This window comes from Pseudomonas sp. CG7 (genome assembly GCF_023701885.1).
Lineage (GTDB): Bacteria > Pseudomonadota > Gammaproteobacteria > Pseudomonadales > Pseudomonadaceae > Aquipseudomonas > Aquipseudomonas zanjanensis.
Window position 1 is genome coordinate 85,026 of record NZ_JABAEE010000002.1, and the last position, 17,521, is coordinate 102,546.

18 protein-coding genes are annotated in these 17,521 nt (G+C 55.3%); 12 read left to right on the forward strand and 6 right to left on the reverse strand.

The annotated features are described in order from the left end of the window. Positions 1-272: 272 nt before the first annotated feature. The 4 genes from HGO40_RS01415 (at position 273) to HGO40_RS01430 (ending at position 4,579) form a co-directional block, all read left to right on the forward strand. Positions 273-851 carry a KwaA family protein gene (locus tag HGO40_RS01415; RefSeq protein ID WP_063323629.1) on the forward strand — a complete coding sequence of 193 codons (579 nt, stop codon included), beginning with the start codon at positions 273-275 and terminating at the stop codon, positions 849-851. A 2-nt stretch (positions 852-853) separates the two neighbouring features. After that, positions 854-1,777: a Kiwa anti-phage protein KwaB-like domain-containing protein gene (locus HGO40_RS01420; protein ID WP_250961584.1), complete on the forward strand. Its 924-nt coding sequence runs from the start codon at positions 854-856 to the stop codon at positions 1,775-1,777. A 373-nt stretch (positions 1,778-2,150) separates the two neighbouring features. Continuing rightward, a complete protein-coding gene (locus HGO40_RS01425; protein ID WP_250961585.1) occupies positions 2,151-3,719 on the forward strand; it encodes an AAA family ATPase in 1,569 nt (522 codons plus the stop codon). Beyond that, on the forward strand, positions 3,716-4,579 hold the full coding sequence (locus tag HGO40_RS01430) for an HNH endonuclease (protein ID WP_250961586.1): 864 nt from the start codon (positions 3,716-3,718) through the stop codon (positions 4,577-4,579). The genes HGO40_RS01425 and HGO40_RS01430 overlap by 4 nt, the downstream gene beginning before the upstream one ends. 151 nt (positions 4,580-4,730) lie before the next feature. Here HGO40_RS01430 and HGO40_RS01435 read toward each other — a convergent pair whose 3' ends face one another. After that, positions 4,731-5,078: a DUF6124 family protein gene (locus HGO40_RS01435; protein ID WP_250961587.1), complete on the reverse strand. Its 348-nt coding sequence runs from the start codon at positions 5,076-5,078 to the stop codon at positions 4,731-4,733. A 680-nt stretch (positions 5,079-5,758) separates the two neighbouring features. On the opposite strand from HGO40_RS01435, the gene HGO40_RS01440 reads away from it, so the two are divergent. The 4 genes from HGO40_RS01440 (at position 5,759) to HGO40_RS01455 (ending at position 8,712) form a co-directional block, all read left to right on the forward strand. Continuing rightward, positions 5,759-6,133, forward strand: a complete 375-nt coding sequence (locus HGO40_RS01440; RefSeq protein ID WP_033062452.1) for a lysozyme inhibitor LprI family protein — start codon at positions 5,759-5,761, stop codon at positions 6,131-6,133. A gap of 301 nt (positions 6,134-6,434) precedes the next feature. Then, entirely contained in the window at positions 6,435-7,559 is a 1,125-nt protein-coding gene (locus tag HGO40_RS01445) for a GGDEF domain-containing protein (RefSeq protein ID WP_250961588.1), read from the forward strand. Positions 7,560-7,929: 370 nt separating this feature from the next. Beyond that, positions 7,930-8,349 (forward strand): organic hydroperoxide resistance protein, encoded by a 420-nt coding sequence (locus HGO40_RS01450; RefSeq protein ID WP_250961589.1) that lies wholly within the window; start codon positions 7,930-7,932, stop codon positions 8,347-8,349. Positions 8,350-8,382: 33 nt separating this feature from the next. Beyond that, positions 8,383-8,712 carry a hypothetical protein gene (locus tag HGO40_RS01455; protein ID WP_250961590.1) on the forward strand — a complete coding sequence of 110 codons (330 nt, stop codon included), beginning with the start codon at positions 8,383-8,385 and terminating at the stop codon, positions 8,710-8,712. A 114-nt stretch (positions 8,713-8,826) separates the two neighbouring features. On the opposite strand, the gene HGO40_RS01460 is transcribed toward HGO40_RS01455, so the two are convergent. From HGO40_RS01460 to HGO40_RS01480, 5 genes are all read right to left on the reverse strand, one after another. Next, entirely contained in the window at positions 8,827-9,615 is a 789-nt protein-coding gene (locus HGO40_RS01460; RefSeq protein WP_250961591.1) for an SDR family NAD(P)-dependent oxidoreductase, read from the reverse strand. Between the two features lie 164 nt (positions 9,616-9,779). Continuing rightward, the gene (locus HGO40_RS01465; RefSeq protein WP_250961592.1) at positions 9,780-10,133 is read right to left on the reverse strand and encodes a VOC family protein; all 354 of its coding nucleotides are present in this window, start codon (positions 10,131-10,133) and stop codon (positions 9,780-9,782) included. A gap of 130 nt (positions 10,134-10,263) precedes the next feature. Beyond that, positions 10,264-10,989, reverse strand: coding sequence for a hypothetical protein (locus HGO40_RS01470; RefSeq protein WP_250961593.1), 726 nt, complete (start codon positions 10,987-10,989; stop codon positions 10,264-10,266). A 387-nt stretch (positions 10,990-11,376) separates the two neighbouring features. After that, positions 11,377-12,264 (reverse strand): lysophospholipid acyltransferase, encoded by an 888-nt coding sequence (locus HGO40_RS01475; RefSeq protein ID WP_250961594.1) that lies wholly within the window; start codon positions 12,262-12,264, stop codon positions 11,377-11,379. Positions 12,265-12,307: 43 nt separating this feature from the next. After that, positions 12,308-12,865, reverse strand: coding sequence for a DNA-3-methyladenine glycosylase I (locus HGO40_RS01480; protein ID WP_250961595.1), 558 nt, complete (start codon positions 12,863-12,865; stop codon positions 12,308-12,310). Between the two features lie 81 nt (positions 12,866-12,946). Between HGO40_RS01480 and glyQ the strand changes: the two genes are divergently transcribed. The 4 genes from glyQ (at position 12,947) to HGO40_RS01500 (ending at position 17,348) form a co-directional block, all read left to right on the forward strand. Further along, positions 12,947-13,900, forward strand: coding sequence for a glycine--tRNA ligase subunit alpha (glyQ, locus tag HGO40_RS01485; protein ID WP_250961596.1), 954 nt, complete (start codon positions 12,947-12,949; stop codon positions 13,898-13,900). Beyond that, the gene (gene glyS, locus HGO40_RS01490) at positions 13,897-15,951 is read left to right on the forward strand and encodes a glycine--tRNA ligase subunit beta (RefSeq protein ID WP_250961597.1); all 2,055 of its coding nucleotides are present in this window, start codon (positions 13,897-13,899) and stop codon (positions 15,949-15,951) included. Before glyQ ends, glyS begins: the two co-directional genes overlap by 4 nt. Before the next feature lie 3 nt (positions 15,952-15,954). Continuing rightward, positions 15,955-16,488, forward strand: a complete 534-nt coding sequence (gene gmhB, locus HGO40_RS01495; RefSeq protein WP_250961598.1) for a D-glycero-beta-D-manno-heptose 1,7-bisphosphate 7-phosphatase — start codon at positions 15,955-15,957, stop codon at positions 16,486-16,488. 80 nt (positions 16,489-16,568) lie between these two features. Then, a complete protein-coding gene (locus HGO40_RS01500) occupies positions 16,569-17,348 on the forward strand; it encodes a lysophospholipid acyltransferase family protein (RefSeq protein ID WP_250961599.1) in 780 nt (259 codons plus the stop codon). Positions 17,349-17,521 lie beyond the last annotated feature (173 nt).

The window sequence follows — 17,521 nt, forward strand, 5'->3', positions numbered from 1 at the left end:
CAGGCTTGCTCTAAATCTAGCGTACAGTCGTCCATATTTATTCGACCTGATCAGCAATACACCTAGCTGCAGAAATAGCCGGATCATCGGCCCTAAGCTGAAACGTCTCAGTAACCTCATTGACGGCGTGCATAATAAAATCACCGATCGTCAAAATCCTGGAATAACGCTTTTCCTATACGATTCTAGGAAAACCTTCGCTTCCCATGCCCCCAAATCGTTGGCATAGTGCCATTATATTTTTTGATATTTATGACACATCGAGGGACGCGATGAAGGTCAAAATTATCCCGGCGGTTTTCCTGTTCTTGGGCTCTTACTTTCCCTTGAGTGTGATTTTGCTTCTTCAGGATGTCTCCGAAGCCAGCTGGAAGCAGCCAATCTGCTGGTCGCTCCAGCGCTGTACTCTACCTATCCTCATGAACGGTGGTCGCTCGCTCGGATTGTTCATCATCTGTCTGCTTAGCCTTGGGCTCTTTACTTGGGTGCTCAAAAGCATGCCGGCCGACCACCAACTCACCGTCAAAGACTCTAAAACAGTTCCCAACGACCTCATTAACTACGTGTTTCCATATGTTGTCTCCTTCATGGGGCTCGACCTGGCAAGCAACGGCAAGTTTTACGGTTTTCTCATCTTCCTGACGTGGATGTTCCTGATTACTTATCGGTCTGGGCAAATTCTAATGAACCCCCTGCTGCTGGCGATCGGTTGGCAGCTTCACGAACTGAAAGTGACGACCGCTGGGAACACCCGCGATGTGATCGCATTGGCTAAGACAAAGGTACACCCTGGCGATACGCTAAAATTCTGCGTAATTCAGGGAATTTATGTGCTCGCAAAAAGGAGTTAGCAATGACAGCACCGCAGGCTTTAGCGAAGCTTCATGGGTTTGATGTAACCAACGCGGAACTGAGCGTTTGGACGTTCAGAAAAAGCAATAGCAAGCAATCGCGCTTTCGAGCGTCCGCTGTGGTCACGACGCCTGAACTCGCGACAGAGTTAAGAAACCTTGCTGCCAGATGGATCGAGCGATGCACTGAGGCCGAAGACTACGGATTACTCGCCTCCGTTAACGACAACTCTTGCCTCTATCTGGAGTCCGATGAAACCGTTTTCCCGGTGCTGCAAGATTTGGTAAGCCGCCCTCCGGAAGAACACCTGATCGAGAATGTCTCAGGACTCGAAGGCAGCGCAGGCTACTTGGTTCGCATGACCTTGGGTGACGACACACTCCACTGCGTCTGCAAGCTGACGTCAGACTGGAAAGTAAAAAACCGTTCCAGCCTTTTGAATCTAGTTTTTGAAAGAAATGAGCTTGATCTCGCCGGTGAGCAGGCGTTCAGTATTCCAAAACGGTTTGACTTTTTCGTCATTAATAACGATGTCTTAGTACTTGGCAAGTCCAATTTTGAATCCATATTAGACTACAAGCAGACCTACGTGTCTTCGTTCACAGAACTGCAGGCTGACGCAGGCTTTCAAGGTGCGTTTGCGGATATGGCCGTATTGATTGAATTTGTCGGTAGTAACACCACTCACCTGCGGCGTATGGCGGTGGTGCAGGAGCGAGCGCATTATGAGAACCCCGGATTCATGGAAAGGTTACGCCAAGTAAACCAAGAGCGTCAGTGGAACATCAATTTTGATGCCGACGGGAAAATTGTCCCTACCGCTGAAACCGCACGTGTAATCATTCAGGTACTCCTAAATCATCGCCTACACTCCGAACTGACCAACAACGATTTCGACGTAGCTTCAGCTAGCCCGGTTGGTTAGTGCTGAGCCACAGAGCAGGCATGGAGCAGGACGAATTATTTTATATCAAATAAATCAATATACTTTTTCCCTTGTAAAAAAAGGAGACGAATTTATTTAGGTGTAATTTTCTCATGACCCAGCAATCTGGTTGTGGCAGGCTCGGTCACCAATAGGACTCTGTAGTTTCATTCTTTAGTAAAAAAAGGAATGACTCTTCTTGTCTCGCGCTGCCAGAATGATAGGTTAGTTTTAGAAGCTCTCATTCATTGTCGCGCTATATGTATCACTATGGACATGGAGATGGTAAAAGAGTCGCTTGCCTACAGAAATGTCATCGCAAAATGGAATTTGGATCAGAGAAGTGCTTTAGAATTATTATTTGGGGTAACAAATGAAATTTATTGTTCTTCCTGTTGGTTCAAGCAGACCAAGCCATGGTGAAAACACCATTTACTTGACAAAAGATAATTGGAATGATTATTCATTCGTTACTATGTTCTCCATGAGCGTTCATGATCATGCCGGCGTGCTTTGGGACATCGGCCGTACAAAAATAGGCTTCAAAGGACAAACCACAAGTATACCTACCTACTCAAAACTTCCAGAAAGTTTCGAGTTTTTGTCAGATGATTTTTTTTCATTAGGACAGGGTGTGAGTTTCTATAAAAGCATGGGTATGTTAGATCCTGTTTTTAGAAAAAATATCTTGCGCGGGTTACGGGATATCGTTGTACTTCCCGAAATAATTGACAGTATCCGTGATGAAAGTGTTTTGGGAACATCTCTCCTGAGAAATCATAGCCTTTCTGTTGTCAAGGGGCAGTTTTCTCGTGTGCTAGATGGTAAGGCTGAGTTGACAGGCTACAGCTTTAGGTACGTCAGGAAAGATACAGAAGACTGCGGCGGTATTGAAATGGATTTTGAAGTGGTGGTGGATTCCAAGCCAAGCACACACATCCACGCCGTATTTGGTCGAAATGGTGTTGGTAAGACAACACTTTTAAATGGAATGATTGTTGCGATCACTAATGAACTGGGGGTCGGTGATTTTTATGGTAAGTGGGGCCAAAAAATAGAATCCGATTATTTTAGTAGTTTAGTCTCAGTGTCATTCAGCGCGTTTGACCCGTTTACCCCACCTAATGAGCAACCCGATCCAGCGAAAGGTACGTGCTATTTCTACATTGGTTTGAAAGACGCAGAGGGAAATGGTCGACTCCGAACCATACCGGAACTGAGAGTGGACTGTATCAAAGCGCTCTGTTCGTGTTTCCAAAATACATCTAAGACATCACGTTGGTTAAGCTCAATACAGAAGCTAGGTTCGGATGAGAATTTTTCATTCATGCAGCTTGAACAACTGGAATCGGTATATAGGTGGGTGCGCGATAACACACCCGTAGCGGACCAATCAGACTCTGATCATTTTAAATCGGTCTATTTAGATAAAGCTCTACCGTACCTTTCAAAAATGAGCTCAGGGCACGCTATAGTATTACTTACAATAACCCGTCTTGTTGCAACAGTTGAAGAAAAAACCCTTGTTTTACTGGATGAGCCGGAGAGCCACCTACACCCACCTCTACTGTCTGCTTTTATTCGTGCATTAGCTGACTTGCTGCATGACCAAAATGGCGTTGCGCTCATAGCTACACACTCGCCGGTTGTTCTTCAGGAAGTACCAAAATCTTGCGCCTGGATAATCCATCGAGTAGGTAAAGATGTATTGACCAGTCGTCCAAAAATTGAAACTTTTGGTGAAAATGTTGGCATCCTGACTTCCGAGGTTTTTAACTTGGAAGTCGAACGAGCGGGCTTTCATGACCTTTTGGCCACGTCTGTAAGCTCAGGAATGTCTTATGATGAGATAGTTCAAGACTATAGTGGCCAGCTTGGTTTAGAGGGCAAGGCGATTTTACGAGCACTTGTAACTAGTCGTGATAAGGGAAAAATATCATGATGCGTCTAACTGCGCCAGATTATACATTCGAGCAAGTGTTAGACACATGCCTACTTGGTATCACTGGCAACGCGGCCTTTAAACTAAGCATTGAAGGTGCAAAGGCGAGCTTGATAGTTGAAGGCGAACTGTATGCTTCAAGTTCTCGCGAAGGAAATCTTTATAGTATCGCCCCTATAGACCTCAGTATTGACTTGAATCCTATAGTACTCAGCGACCTAAATAAGTCTGATTTTATTAAGTTGTATGAAACATATTTTGTTCCCGAAGAAAAGCCAGCAAGAGAGATATACAATAAACTGCTGAATGCTGCCAAAGAAAGTTGTCCGTTTTGCGGTGGTATAGGTACACCTAGAAATTTAGATCACTTTTTGCCTAAATCTCATTTTCCTCAGTACTCTGTGCTACCCGCTAATTTGGTCCCATCTTGTCGGGATTGTAATATGGATGGGAAAGCCGCTGTGTTCGCTATACAGGCTGAACATCAAATAATTCAACCGTATTTAGATCATGAGAGATTCTTCAATGAACAGTGGATTTTTGCGCGGTATGAGGAGGAAGGAGGAGGAGAGCCAGGTCAGTTTGAGTATTTTGTAAACCCACCTTCTGACTGGAGCGAAACGGATAAGCGTCGAGTTGAGAGACACTTTGAGGATTTCAACCTAGGGCATCGTTACTCCGTTAAGGCAGCTCAGATATTGGGTACAGTGATGGCACAAGTAGCTTCACTCCAGAGAATTGGGCTAAACAATCAAGTTATTAGCGAAACGATTTTGGCGCCAGGAGTTTCTACAGCACAATTTTCAAATCACTGGCAGTGCGGGCTTTATCAGGCATTGATGAGACATTTTGAAGAGTAGGATTTTCTGTGGCCAACCGACCGCAAAGGATAGGTATTGGCGCAATCTATTCCCTCCCCTTCATATTAGGGTTAAGAGCAGCGGCAGTCAGATTAAATAAAGCGACCCCGGCACAAAATGCTGGGGTTGCTTTGGGGAGGATGTTTACCTGCTAGCGCGGATCAACGTTATCCAACACCCGATTCGCCAGCAATGAACTCAATTCGATCAATTGCTGGATGCCGAGAAGGATGTGACGACGCGGACCTTCCAGATCGAAGGCGAGGTTGCTGACCATCGCGTCGGCTGCCGCTAGGGTTTCGCTGAGGTTGGCAAGGAGGGATTCGTTGTCGGCGTTTTTTGCGACGGTGAAGAGTTGGCCCGGTTGGGACGGATCTTCGGACTTTTCAGGTTTCGGTAGCAGGTAGTGATCCAAGGCGCGTTTGGCGGCGTCGTCGTGCTTTTTGGCCTTGGATTTGGCGTGGCCTGTCTCTGGTGGATTCGGAGTAGGTTTGAACATTGGGACTTTTCTCTAGTAGGGCCGCCACCATTTCGCTACTAAACGAAAGGAGGCAGCTGTGCGCAAGTTAGTAGACCGGTAAAGTCACCAAACCCGGCGCGCCCGAAGGCGCCTTGCGCACAGCCACCATCAAGTGCAGGCAAACGCCTGACTGGATGACACTCATGCAACCGTAGATGACTAACCGAGCTACTAAACCCGACCACTGATGGGCAGTGGCAGGGAAACGATAGAACCCAGGGACAAGGCGCACAAGCGGGCGGATTCTGGCGTAGTTGTAGGTAATGGCGCAAGGATGTGTAGCTTGATGGAAGGATCACGCCAGCGGAATAAACAGGACTTGGTTTTGGCCCATAAATTGGGGCTTGACGGGTTTGCAGTTGGGGTTTGAAGTGGGTGATGCGGTTTTGTCTGTAGGCAATTTTCCGGGGTGGGTGGGGCTGCTTTGCAGCCCAGCGGGAGCAAGCTCCCTCGCCACGTTTGACCGGTTGGGGATTCGGCGAGGGCGACGGGACCGACGGAGGCTTTTTCAGCAATCACTGGCTCCCGAACCTCTGTCAGCATTTGCCCATTGTTCGGGTCGAATGAACCCTAGGATCTGCTTCATTGTTCTACAACCCTCATGATAAATTCCTCGCCGCGACCTCTAATCAATAGAGGGCATTCAGGGAGTGAAGTAAGTGATCAAGTCTTTGTTGGTTGGGGCATTGCTGGCAATGGCATCCGCATCGGCATCCGCGATGAGTTGCGATAACCCTAGAAACGCCTATGACAGAACCTATTGCGCGTCGCTGAAAATGGTTCAGTCGGATCAGGACATCAACGATCAATACAAGAAGACGATGAGTGCCCTGAACCCTGATCAAAAGAAAAAGGTGAAAGCCGCTCAAATCCAGTGGATCAAAAATCGTGACAGCGCCTGTTCCAACGATGGCCTGCTCTACCTGGACTGTGCCAACGAGAAGACCGAGGCGCGTATCGTCATACTCAAGGCTGTCGAGCGCGAGTGCCGTGCTGCCGGTTGCGACGACGCCAAGCTGTCGCAAGTCGAGTAACCCGTAAACAACTTGCCCTCGCTGAAAAACCCGACGTAACGCGTCGGGTTTTTCTTTGGCGGGTTCGATGATCTGATTTTGAGCTATCGGAAGGCAGGATTGATCCCAGCCTGATTCCTGTAAAGAAGATGATGCAGTTTGTCTGTAGGAATGGTTGGGGCTGCTGCGCAGCCCAGCGGGAGCAAGCTCCCTCGCCACGGGGTTTCGGTTCAATCGGGGCCTTGGGTGTAATTCAGTTGTTTGCGTTGGTGGCAGGGTGCCACAATCGCCGTTTTCGTTGCGTCACGATCAGGTGGATCAAATGGATGGCCCAAGATCTCGGAACGGCCAGGCTTCTTTCATAGCCGAGCAGGTGCGAACGGACCGATTGCAGCAACTGTTTCGCCAGTCCGTTTCTGCGGTTTTCGGCAGTTACCTGGCTGCCATCATGCTGAGTTGGCTGTGTTGGGACCGGTTTGAGCACAGCGTCATTCTTTGGTGGATTGCCATCCTGACCGCATCGACGCTGTTGCGTATCGCGATGTTTGTCGCCTATTTCCGCAGCGACGAAAGTGAGCGCACGCCTCAACGCTGGGAGCGCCGATACTGGGTCACGCTGGTGCTGTCCGCCAGCATCTGGGGCGGCGGGGCGTTTGTGCTCATGCCGGCGGACGATCTGTTGTCCCAGGCGTTGGTCATGCTCTTTACCGTCGGAATGTCCGTCAGCGCGGTGTCCTGCTATTCGGCTTACCGCGACATGACGCTGGCTTCCATTGGCGTGGTGCTGTTCCCGTGCACCGCCTGGCTGCTGTTTCAACCGTCGCCGATCCAAGTTGGCATGGCCCTTTCGATCCTGGTGTTTGCGGCATTTGCCGCCCGGGCCACGCACAAAATGTCCCAGGCACTGGAAATCGCCTTTCGACTCACCCGTGAAATGGAACAGGCGAACAGCATTTCGACCCGCGCCGCACAAACCGATGAACTGACCGGCCTGAAGAGTCGGCGGGCTTTTTTCGAGCATGCCCAGCAGCTTTATGACGAATGTAAGAGCAGCCGGGTAGGGTTGTGTGCCGTCATGTTGGACATGGATCACTTCAAGCACATCAACGACACCTACGGCCATCAGGTGGGGGATCAGGTTTTACGCGAGATGGGGACGGTGATCAGTTCATCGTTTAGGGCAACCGATATCCACGGACGACTCGGTGGGGAAGAGTTCGCCATTCTGCTTCCGGATACGTCCATCGAAGTCGCGACCCAAATTGCAGAACAGCTCATCGATACGATTTCGGGTTTGATGATCGAGCCTGTTCAGGGCATATCCGCCAGCCTTGGCGTGGCGTCGACGGGGGCCTGTAATAAGGACCTTCACAGCTTGATGAACGATGCGGATAAGGCCCTGTATCGAGCGAAGGCGTTGGGGCGTAATCGAGTGGCGGTTGCTTAGTTGGGTTGGCTTTGCATCATCCGTTGAATTTTTATCGTTCCCGCGCTCTGCGTGGGAATGATCGAAAAACCCATCATTCTGCTTTATGAATTTTCCTCTCTATGAAGGCCTGCCACTGCGCTGACCCTGCTGATTTCCCTGGAAACTCCTTCTCCTTGGCTTACCTTGCGGCCCACGCGGGCTAGCGATACCGCAGAGCCTAAAAATAAATTTCCTTTTAGATCAATTGTTTAATCCAAAAACGACAAATCTTTGAAAATTTATCTTGCGCGCTAATTATTCATCCGTTAACTTTATCTCAACTGGTTAGCGCACAAACATTTAGCGCAGACCTAAATTGATCAAACCCATCAGCAAGCGAGGAAACACCATGAACGTTCTCTACACCGCAGTCGCAACCTCTACCGGTGGCCGTGATGGCCGTGCTGTTTCCAGCGACAAGATTCTCGACGTGAAACTGGCCACTCCAAAAGCCCTGGGCGGCGCTGGTGGTGAAGCGACCAACCCTGAGCAGTTGTTCGCCGCCGGCTACTCGGCCTGCTTCATCGGCGCATTGAAGTTTGTCGCCAGCCAGAGCAAACGCAGCATTCCTGCTGACGCCTCGATCACGGCACACGTCGGCATCGGCCAGATCCCTGGCGGTTTCGGCCTGGACATCGACCTGCACATCACCCTGCCAGGCCTGGATCAAGCCGATGCTCAAGCGCTGGTCGACGCGGCTCACCAGGTTTGCCCGTACTCCAACGCGACTCGCGGCAACGTCGACGTCCGTTTGCACGTCACCGTCTAACTCACTTCATCTACGAATTAAAAGGATCAGGACATGAACACTCTCGGCAAAACTCTCGTTGGCTCGCTTCTGGCTCTGTCGCTCAGCAACGCGTTTGCGACTACTTTTGTTCAACCTACGTTCGCTGAGGGTGGTTCGGATCGCCTGATCGAAAGCCGTGTCGCTGAAGGCGGTTCGGATCGACTGATCCAAAACCGCGTCGCCGAGGGTGGCTCGGATCGACTGATCCAAAACCGCGTAGCCGAGGGCGGCTCGGATCGCCTGATCCAAAACCGTGTCGCCGAGGGTGGTTCGGATCGCCTGATCCAAAACCGCGTGGCCGAAGGCGGCTCGGATCGTCTGATGGAAAACAGAGTGAGCTGAACGATCCCTTCATCACTCCGAAAGCCGGTCGAACCCACCCATGTTGCTTCCAAAACAAAAGCGCCGCTTATCTCTCACGACGAAGCGGCGTTTTTTTTCAACGTGTCATAAGTCCTAAACGATGCTATCCACCACACCGCCATCGACGCGCAACGCCGCTCCGGTGGTGGCCGAAGCCTGTTCCGAACTGGCGTAGATGATCATGTTGGCGACTTCCTCGACACGCGCCGCGCGCTGGATGATCGAGGTGCTGCGGTGCTCGTTGACGAAATCTGCCGCGACCTTTTCCAGGCTTTCCCCGCTACGCTCGACGTCTGCCTGGAGCATCTGGGCAACGCCTTCGGAAAGGGTCGGCCCTGGCAACACCGAGTTCACCGTCACACCCGTGCCGGCAAGGCGCTTGGCCAGGCCGCGAGCGATGGACAGTTGCGCGGTTTTGGTGAAGCCGTAGTGGATCATGTCAGCAGGAATGTTCACGCCCGATTCCGACGAGACAAACACAATCCGCCCCCAACCGCGCTCGACCATGCCCTGGGCGTAGGCCCTGGAAATTCGCACGCCGGACATTACGTTGGTTTCGAAGAAGCGCTGCCATTCGCTGTCTGGCGTTTCGAAGAAGTCTTGCTGTTTGAAAATGCCCAGGTTGTTGATGACGATATCGAAGCTTGGGTGCTGGGCGATGAGTGCCTGGCAGCCGGACTCATGGCTGAGATCGCCGACAAAGCCCGTCGCCCTTGAAGAGAGGGCGCCCAAGCGTTGCAACGCATCCTCCACGCTGCTCTCGCTGCGACCGTTGATGACCACGTGGGCGCCGGCTTCCAGGAAGCCTTTGGCGGTCGCAAAGCCGATACCGCTGGTGGATCCGGTGACCAGGACGTGACGTCCGGTGAAGTCGATGTTCATGAGGGGACTCCTTGATGAATGGACCAGAGGAAGTGCGATCGTTCTGGCTGGACAGTCATCCAACGGACGTAGAGATGGCGTTGCCATCCCGACGTCGCCGATATCGCAGGTCTTTAATCATGGACACGATTGAGGCTTTTCGCCTCTTTGTGCTCAGTCAGGCATCAGGAAGCCGACCATACGGCCAGTTCATAACCATCCGGATCGATAAAGTGGAAACGCCGGCCACCCGGGAAGGCGAACACTTCACGATTGATAGTCGCCCCTGCGGCTTCGAGCCTGGATTGAGTGGCTTCAAGGTCATCGGCGTACAGGATGATCAACGGGCCGCCCGGGCGCACCGGTTCGCCGGTCGTGAAGCCACCGGTCAGGCGACCGTCGCTGAATTCGGTGTAGGTCGGGCCGTAGTCGACGAAATTCCAGCCAAACACACCGCCATAGAAGGCTTTGCTTCGGGCGATGTCGTTGACATTGAACTCGATGTTATCGATCTGACGGTCTTTTCCGCGAATGCCCATTGATGCTTCCTTGGCGAGTGGGGGACAAGCAAGCTTAGGGCATCAGCCGACATTCATGTAAATGTGCCGGCCTCTTCGCGAGCAAGCTCGCTCCCACAGGGGTTGGGCAAGATTCGGTAGCCCCAACCTTTCAGGCCTGCGCGCTGAATCGCTGCGCAGCACGCCGTGCAAGCATCGCGGCTTCCGTCTCTCGCGTCGCCCGTTCGCCTTTGTAGGCCAATTGGTTGAAAAACAACCCGTCCGAAAACTCCTGGGGAGACATAGAGCTTCTGCTTTTGAGCATCGGCGCCAAGTCGATGGTGCCGGCGAAGTTTTCCTTGGTCAGGTTGTACAGGCCCAGGTAGCTGCCGGACCAGGGCGAGTCGGCGTCGACCATGTCGATAGAGGCGTCGCGGAACGCAACGGCTGAGGCTTTCAGGTCGCTGGATTCATTGAGCAAATCGGTCAGCCGCTGGGTGTCTGCGCTGCTGAGTTGGCCGGCCGCGTTGAGCACCTTGAGTCGGCCATCGGCCTCGACGGTGAAGCCGTATTTCTTGCCGGCCAGGTCCGGATGGGTTGCCGACAGCGTTGACTGGAAGGTCTCGAAAGAAGTCTTCCGGGTGTTTTTCGCGCTCTCGGCAAGTGCGGCGAATCGAGGGAAGTGTGGCGATTGGGAGCGACCGATCCAGGTTTCGATGACCACTAGCGATTCCACCATGACCTGGGCGTCGTCGCTGGGGTGGTAGATCGCCGCAGGGCCGGCGTTTGCCAACTGCTTTACGGCGTCTGCTGGCGGATGGGTTACCAGCTTCTGGTCGGAGCGGGTGAGGTTGGTGTTGGCGGGAGCGATAGCGGCAGAGCTAACAGAGAATTCCATTTCATCGGTCCATGATTGGCGGATACATCGGGTTATCGACAGCGGAGGACCGAGCTTTAGGAGCAAGGGCTGCTGCGCAGCCCAGCGGGAGCAAGCTCCCTCGCCACAGGAGGGTGGGGCCAGTTGGTTAAGCGGTGGCTGTCAGGAGCGCTATCGCGAGCAGGCTCGCTCCCACAGGGGTTGGGGATGGATGCGATGTCTGTGAGCTACCTGGAAAAACTGTGGGAGCTGAGCTTGCTCGCGATGGCGGCGGCACATTCAACATCGACGCAAGCAGACCCACCGCTATCGCGAGCAAGCTCGGCTCCCACCGGGGGCTTGGGTGTTCACAGTTTCTGCATCCACCACAAATCCCAAGCAGCCTCGCTCATATGAAGCAACAGGCCCTCAGTACCACCGCGCCTCGCCCGGTGGGCGTTTCTTGAAGCGTTTCATGCTCCACATGTACTGGCTTGGGTAGGCCCGTACATAGCGCTCCACCACTTGGCTCATGGCTGCGCACGAGGTTTCGGTGTCGGTGCTGTACATCGCGTCCGGGGCGGCTTCGAGGATGACTTTGTAGCCCGAGCCGTCCGGCAGGCGCAGGGCATGAAGGAACACGCCGACTGCTTTGCCGCCGGCAAGCATGTTCGGTACGAACTTGCTGGTCAGGGCCTGGGTGGCGAAGAAGGGCACGAAGATACCGGCGGACTCGGACGGTTCCGGGTCGGCGGGAATGCCCACCTGGCCGCCCTTGCGCACTTCCTTGATGACGCTGAGGATGCCTTCCTTGGTCGACGCCGCGACTTTGTTGCCCAACTGTACGCGTTGTTTTTGCAGCAGTTCATCCACCGCCTTGAGCTTGGGCGGACGGTAGAAAATGATCGGTTTGCACTGGCTGCAATAGAAGTGGTTGAGCACTTCCCAGTTGCCCAGGTGGCTGGTGATGCCAACCACGCCTTTGCCGGAAGCCAGGGCTTCCTTCAACACTTCCAGGCCTTCGACTTCGCGCACCAGTTCGATGGAGCGCTGGGCCGGCCAGATCCAGGCGCAGGCGCTTTCGGTCAGGGATTTGCCGATGTCCTTGAGGCTCTGGCCCACCAGGCGATCGCGCTCGGCCGGGTCCATCTCGGGAAAGCACTTGGCGAGGTTGATCCGCACCACGTCGCGGGAACGGTTGGGAAATTTCCACATGAGCCAGCCAATCGCCGCGCCCACTGCCTGCACTGCCCTCCAGGGCAGCAGCGCAAACAACCGCAGAGCGCCGACCAGCAAGGCGCCTTTCAACTTATCCACAGGTCACTCCTGAATGTATGGGCCGTGTTGCGAGCCGGCTATTCTAACCGCCGTTTACCAACTCGGCGTAGCGGTCGCAGTCCTGGGTGTGGTCCATGACCATGCCCGAGGCCTGCATCAACGCATAACAAATGGTCGGGCCGACAAAAGTGAATCCGGCTTTCTTCAGGCCTTTGCTCATCGCCACTGCCTCGGGCGTGATGGCCGGCACTTCGGTGCGGTCCTTGAAATGATTGATGATGGGTGTGCCGCCTACGTACGACCAAAGGAACGCCACCGGGTCTTCCAGGGCCAGCCAGGCCTGCGCATTGCGGCGGGCGGCCTTGAGCTTGAGACGGTTGCGGATGATGCCGGGGTCGAGCATCAGTTCATCGATTTCCGCATCGCTCATCTGCGCCACCCGCTGCACATCGAAGCCGTACAACACTTCCCGGTAGCGCTCGCGTTTGCGCAAAACGGTGATCCAGGACAACCCGGCCTGGAACCCTTCGAGCAAAAGCAACTCGAACAAACCCTGCGCATCGCGCAGCGGCGTGCCCCACTCCTGATCGTGATAAGCCATGTACAACGGATCGTCAGAACACCAAAAGCAGCGTGGCATAAGGCTCCAGGGGGCGTGCGCACGAACGAATCGGGTATACTCCCGCTCTGTAAATCGCAGCCCAAGAAACAGGTGAATTTCGTGAGCCAGCCTACGCCAGCCGTGCGTACGTTCCAAGACTTGATCCTCGCCCTCCAGCAATACTGGGCCGAGCAAGGTTGCGTGGTACTTCAGCCCTACGATATGGAAGTAGGCGCCGGCACTTTCCACACTGCCACGTTTCTGCGTGCCATCGGCCCGGAAACCTGGAACGCCGCTTATGTGCAGCCCAGCCGCCGCCCGACTGACGGCCGCTACGGCGAAAACCCGAACCGCCTGCAGCACTACTACCAGTTCCAGGTCGTGCTGAAGCCAAACCCGGAAAATTTCCAGCAACTGTACCTGGGCTCCCTCAAGCACGTCGGCCTCGACCCGCTGGTGCACGACATTCGTTTCGTCGAAGACAACTGGGAATCGCCAACCCTGGGCGCCTGGGGCCTGGGCTGGGAAGTCTGGCTCAACGGCATGGAAGTGACTCAGTTCACTTACTTCCAGCAAGCGGGCGGCATCGAGTGCTACCCGGTCACCGGCGAGATCACCTATGGACTGGAACGCCTGGCCATGTACCTGCAGGGCGTGGATTCGGTCTACGACCTGGTCTGGGCCGACGGCCCGTTCGGCAAAGTGACCTACGGCGACGTGTTCCACCAGAACGAAGTGGAGCAATCCACCTACAACTTCGAACACGCCAACGTCGAGAAGCTGTTCGAGCTGTTCGATTTCTATGAGAGCGAAGCCAAGCGCCTGATCGAGCTGGACCAGCCGCTGCCGTTGCCGAGCTATGAAATGGTGTTGAAGGCGTCCCATACCTTCAACCTGCTGGACGCCCGCCGGGCGATTTCCGTGACCGCGCGCCAGCAATACATCCTGCGTGTACGCACCCTGGCACGTTCCGTTGCGCAAGCCTACCTGCTGGCCCGTGCCAAGCTGGGCTTCCCGATGGCGACCCCGGACCTGCGTGATGAAGTGTTGGCTAAGCTGGAGGCTGCACAATGAGTGCTCAAGATTTTCTGGTTGAACTGGGCACCGAAGAACTGCCACCCAAAGCCCTGAACACCCTGGCCGATGCGTTCCTGGCCGGTATCGACAAGGGCCTGCAAGCCGCCGGCCTGAGCTACGAAGTCAAACAGGTGTACGCCGCGCCGCGCCGCCTGGCCGTGCTGATCACCGCCCTGGCGACCCAACAGCCGGACCGCAGCATCAACCTCGACGGCCCACCACGCCAGGCCGCGTTCGATGCCGATGGCAACCCGACCCAGGCCGCCCTGGGCTTCGCCAAGAAGTGCGGCGTTGACCTGAGCGAAATCGACCAGAGCGGTCCGAAGCTGCGCTACAGCCAGAGCATCAAGGGCAAGCCGACCGCCAGCCTGTTGCCGACCATCGTCGAAGACTCGCTCAATGACTTGCCGATCCCCAAGCGCATGCGCTGGGCTGCGCGCAAGGAAGAGTTCGTACGTCCAACTCAGTGGCTGGTCATGCTGCTCGGTGACCAGGTCATCGATTGCACGATCCTGGCCCAGAAGGCCGGTCGCGATTCCCGCGGTCACCGCTTCCATCACCCGCAAAGCGTGCGCATCACCTCGCCGGCCAACTACCTGGCCGACCTGCGTGCCGCCTACGTGCTGGCCGACGCCAACGAGCGCCGCGAGCTGATCAGCAAGCGCACCGAAGAGCTGGCCACCTTGCAGGAAGGCACCGCCATCGTGCCGGCCAACTTGCTGGACGAGGTGACCGCGCTGGTGGAATGGCCGGTGCCGCTGGTGTGCTCGTTCGAGGAACGTTTCCTTGAAGTGCCGCAGGAAGCGCTGATCACCACCATGCAGGACAACCAGAAATACTTCTGCCTGCTGGACGCCGAAGGCAAGTTGCTGCCGCGCTTCATCACGGTCGCCAACATCGAAAGCAAGGATCCGCAGCAGATCATCGCCGGTAACGAAAAAGTCGTTCGCCCGCGCCTGACCGATGCCGAGTTCTTCTTCAAGCAAGACAAGAAACAACCCCTGGAAAGCTTCAACGAGCGCCTGCGCAACGTGGTGTTCCAGGAGAAACTCGGCAGCGTCTACGACAAGGCCGAGCGCGTTTCGAAACTGGCGGCATTCATCGCTCCACGCATCGGCGGCGACGCCCAGCGCGCGGCCCGTGCCGGCATCCTGTCCAAGTGCGACCTGTCCACCGAGATGGTCGGTGAGTTCCCGGAGATGCAAGGCGTCGCCGGTTACTACTACGCCCTCAACGACGGCGAGCCGCAAGACGTCGCCCTGGCCCTGAACGAGCAGTACATGCCGCGCGGTGCCGGCGCTGAGCTGCCGACCACCCTGACCGGTGCGGCCGTGGCGATCGCCGACAAGCTCGACACCCTGGTGGGCATCTTCGGCATCGGCATGTTGCCCACCGGCAGCAAAGACCCGTATGCCTTGCGTCGCGCGGCGCTGGGCGTGTTGCGGATCCTGATCGACAAGCAATTGGACCTGGACCTGAACGACGCCGTGGCGTTCGCCGTCAATGCGTTCGGCAGCAAGGTCAAGGCCGCCGGCCTGGCCGATGCGGTGCTGGAATTCATCTTCGACCGTCTGCGTGCGCGTTATGAAGATGAAGGCGTCGACGTTGCGACCTACCTGTCGGTGCGTGCCCTGAAGCCGGGCTCCGCCCTGGACTTCGACCAGCGCGTACAAGCGGTGCAGGCGTTCCGCAAGTTGCCGGAAGCGGCAGCGTTGGCGGCGGTGAACAAGCGGGTGTCGAACCTGCTGGGCAAGGCCGAAGGCAACATCGCGGCCACCGTCGAAGCCAAGTACTTCGACAATGCCAACGAGTTCTCCCTGTATTCGGCGATCCAGCAGGCGGACCAGGCGGTCCAGCCAATGGCGGCAGCGCGTCAGTACAGCGAAACCCTGGCACGCCTGGCGGCACTGCGCGAGCCGGTGGATGCGTTTTTCGAGGCGGTGATGGTCAATGCCGAAGACGCCAAAGTACGGGCCAACCGTTACGCGCTGCTGGCGCGTCTGCGTGGGCTGTTCCTCGGCGTCGCCGATATTTCGCTGCTGGGGTAACGCTTGAAACTGCTGATTCTCGATCGGGCCGGGGTGCTCAATCACGACTCCGCCGCTTACATCAAATCGGTGGAGGAGTGGCTGCCGCTGCCCGGTTCGATCGAAGCCATCGCGCAGTTGAGCAAGGCCGGCTGGACGGTGGCAGTGGCCACCAACCAGTCGGGCATTGCCCGCGGTTACTATGACCTCGCCGTCCTCGATGCCATGCACGAGCGCTTGCGCGCCCTCGTGGCGGAGCAGGGCGGGGAAGTCGGCTTGATCGTCTATTGCCCGCACGGGCCGGACGACGGCTGCGATTGCCGCAAGCCCAAGCCGGGCATGTTGAAAACCATTGCCGCGCATTACGATGTGGCTTTGGCAGGTGTGTGGTTCGTCGGTGACAGTCTCGGTGACCTGGAGGCGGCCAAGGCCGTCGATTGTCAGCCAGTTTTGGTAAAGACCGGGAAAGGCGAGAAGACTCTGGGCAAGACCCTGCCGGTGGGCACCTTGATTTTTGACGACCTGGCGGCGATTGCCGCTGAACTTATCCACAATTAGAGCTCCCAAGACATCCTGATCAAGGACTGTTCGGGAAGCGCTTAAACAGGCGGGCAGTGCCCGCAACGGTAAACGCCGCTATGTCGATATTGCAGGCCATCAGAAGCTTCCTCTTTTACCTGCTGCTGGGCACCAGTTCCTTGTTGTGGTGTTCCTTGAGTTTTTTTATCGCGCCTTTTTTGCCGTTCCGGGCGCGCTACCGTTTCATCAACGTGTACTGGTGCCGCTGCGCACTGTGGCTGAGCAAGGTGTTCCTGGGCATTCGCTATGAAGTGAAGGGCGCCGAGAACGTGCCGGACCGGCCCTGCGTAATTCAGTCCAACCATCAGAGCACCTGGGAGACGTTCTTTCTCTCGGCCTATTTCGAGCCGTTGAGTCAGGTTCTCAAGCGTGAACTGCTGTTCGTACCGTTCTTCGGCTGGGCCATGGCGATGCTGCGCCCGATTGCCATCGATCGCGACAACCCCAAACTGGCGCTCAAGCAAGTGGCGAAGAAGGGTGACGAGCTGCTGAGGGACAACACCTGGGTGCTGATCTTCCCCGAGGGCACCCGTGTTCCTTACGGGACGGTTGGAAAGTTCTCCCGCAGCGGTTCCGCATTGGCGGTGAACGCTGAACTGCCGGTGCTGCCGATTGCACACAATGCCGGCAAATTCTGGCCAAAGGCTGGCTGGATCAGGACGCCGGGCGTCATCACCGTGGTGATCGGCGCGCCGATGTATGCCGAAGGCACTGGCCCCCGCGCCATCGCCGAGCTCAATGACCGCGTACAAGCCTGGAATGAACAGGCACAACGGGACATGGGCTCGCTTCCTCCCGGCCCTGTGGCGGAAGTCCCCACGGAACAAGCCGCTGTTTGAGATCTGTGGATAACCTGTGTACCGTTTTTTCGGAATTCGTTGTTTTTATGCTGTATGTATTTGTTTTTAATACATATTTCCTAAACACATAAAAGCCGTGTTCAGGTGCATAAGTTTTTATAGCACTCAAAAGATCGCAGCCTTCGGCAGCTCCTACAGGACCTATCCAATCC

Excerpts from the sequence above, each read along its gene's own strand:
- HGO40_RS01415 (WP_063323629.1), top strand. The coding sequence starts at position 273 with ATGAAGGTCAAAATTATCCCGGCGGTTTTCCTGTTCTTGGGCTCTTAC.
- HGO40_RS01420 (WP_250961584.1), top strand. The coding sequence starts at position 854 with ATGACAGCACCGCAGGCTTTAGCGAAGCTTCATGGGTTTGATGTAACC.
- HGO40_RS01425 (WP_250961585.1), top strand. The coding sequence starts at position 2,151 with ATGAAATTTATTGTTCTTCCTGTTGGTTCAAGCAGACCAAGCCATGGT.
- HGO40_RS01430 (WP_250961586.1), top strand. The coding sequence starts at position 3,716 with ATGATGCGTCTAACTGCGCCAGATTATACATTCGAGCAAGTGTTAGAC.
- HGO40_RS01435 (WP_250961587.1), bottom strand. The coding sequence starts at position 5,078 with ATGTTCAAACCTACTCCGAATCCACCAGAGACAGGCCACGCCAAATCC.
- HGO40_RS01445 (WP_250961588.1), top strand. The coding sequence starts at position 6,435 with ATGGATGGCCCAAGATCTCGGAACGGCCAGGCTTCTTTCATAGCCGAG.
- HGO40_RS01450 (WP_250961589.1), top strand. The coding sequence starts at position 7,930 with ATGAACGTTCTCTACACCGCAGTCGCAACCTCTACCGGTGGCCGTGAT.
- HGO40_RS01455 (WP_250961590.1), top strand. The coding sequence starts at position 8,383 with ATGAACACTCTCGGCAAAACTCTCGTTGGCTCGCTTCTGGCTCTGTCG.
- HGO40_RS01460 (WP_250961591.1), bottom strand. The coding sequence starts at position 9,615 with ATGAACATCGACTTCACCGGACGTCACGTCCTGGTCACCGGATCCACC.
- HGO40_RS01465 (WP_250961592.1), bottom strand. The coding sequence starts at position 10,133 with ATGGGCATTCGCGGAAAAGACCGTCAGATCGATAACATCGAGTTCAAT.
- HGO40_RS01470 (WP_250961593.1), bottom strand. The coding sequence starts at position 10,989 with ATGGAATTCTCTGTTAGCTCTGCCGCTATCGCTCCCGCCAACACCAAC.
- HGO40_RS01480 (WP_250961595.1), bottom strand. The coding sequence starts at position 12,865 with ATGCCACGCTGCTTTTGGTGTTCTGACGATCCGTTGTACATGGCTTAT.
- glyS (WP_250961597.1), top strand. The coding sequence starts at position 13,897 with ATGAGTGCTCAAGATTTTCTGGTTGAACTGGGCACCGAAGAACTGCCA.
- HGO40_RS01500 (WP_250961599.1), top strand. The coding sequence starts at position 16,569 with ATGTCGATATTGCAGGCCATCAGAAGCTTCCTCTTTTACCTGCTGCTG.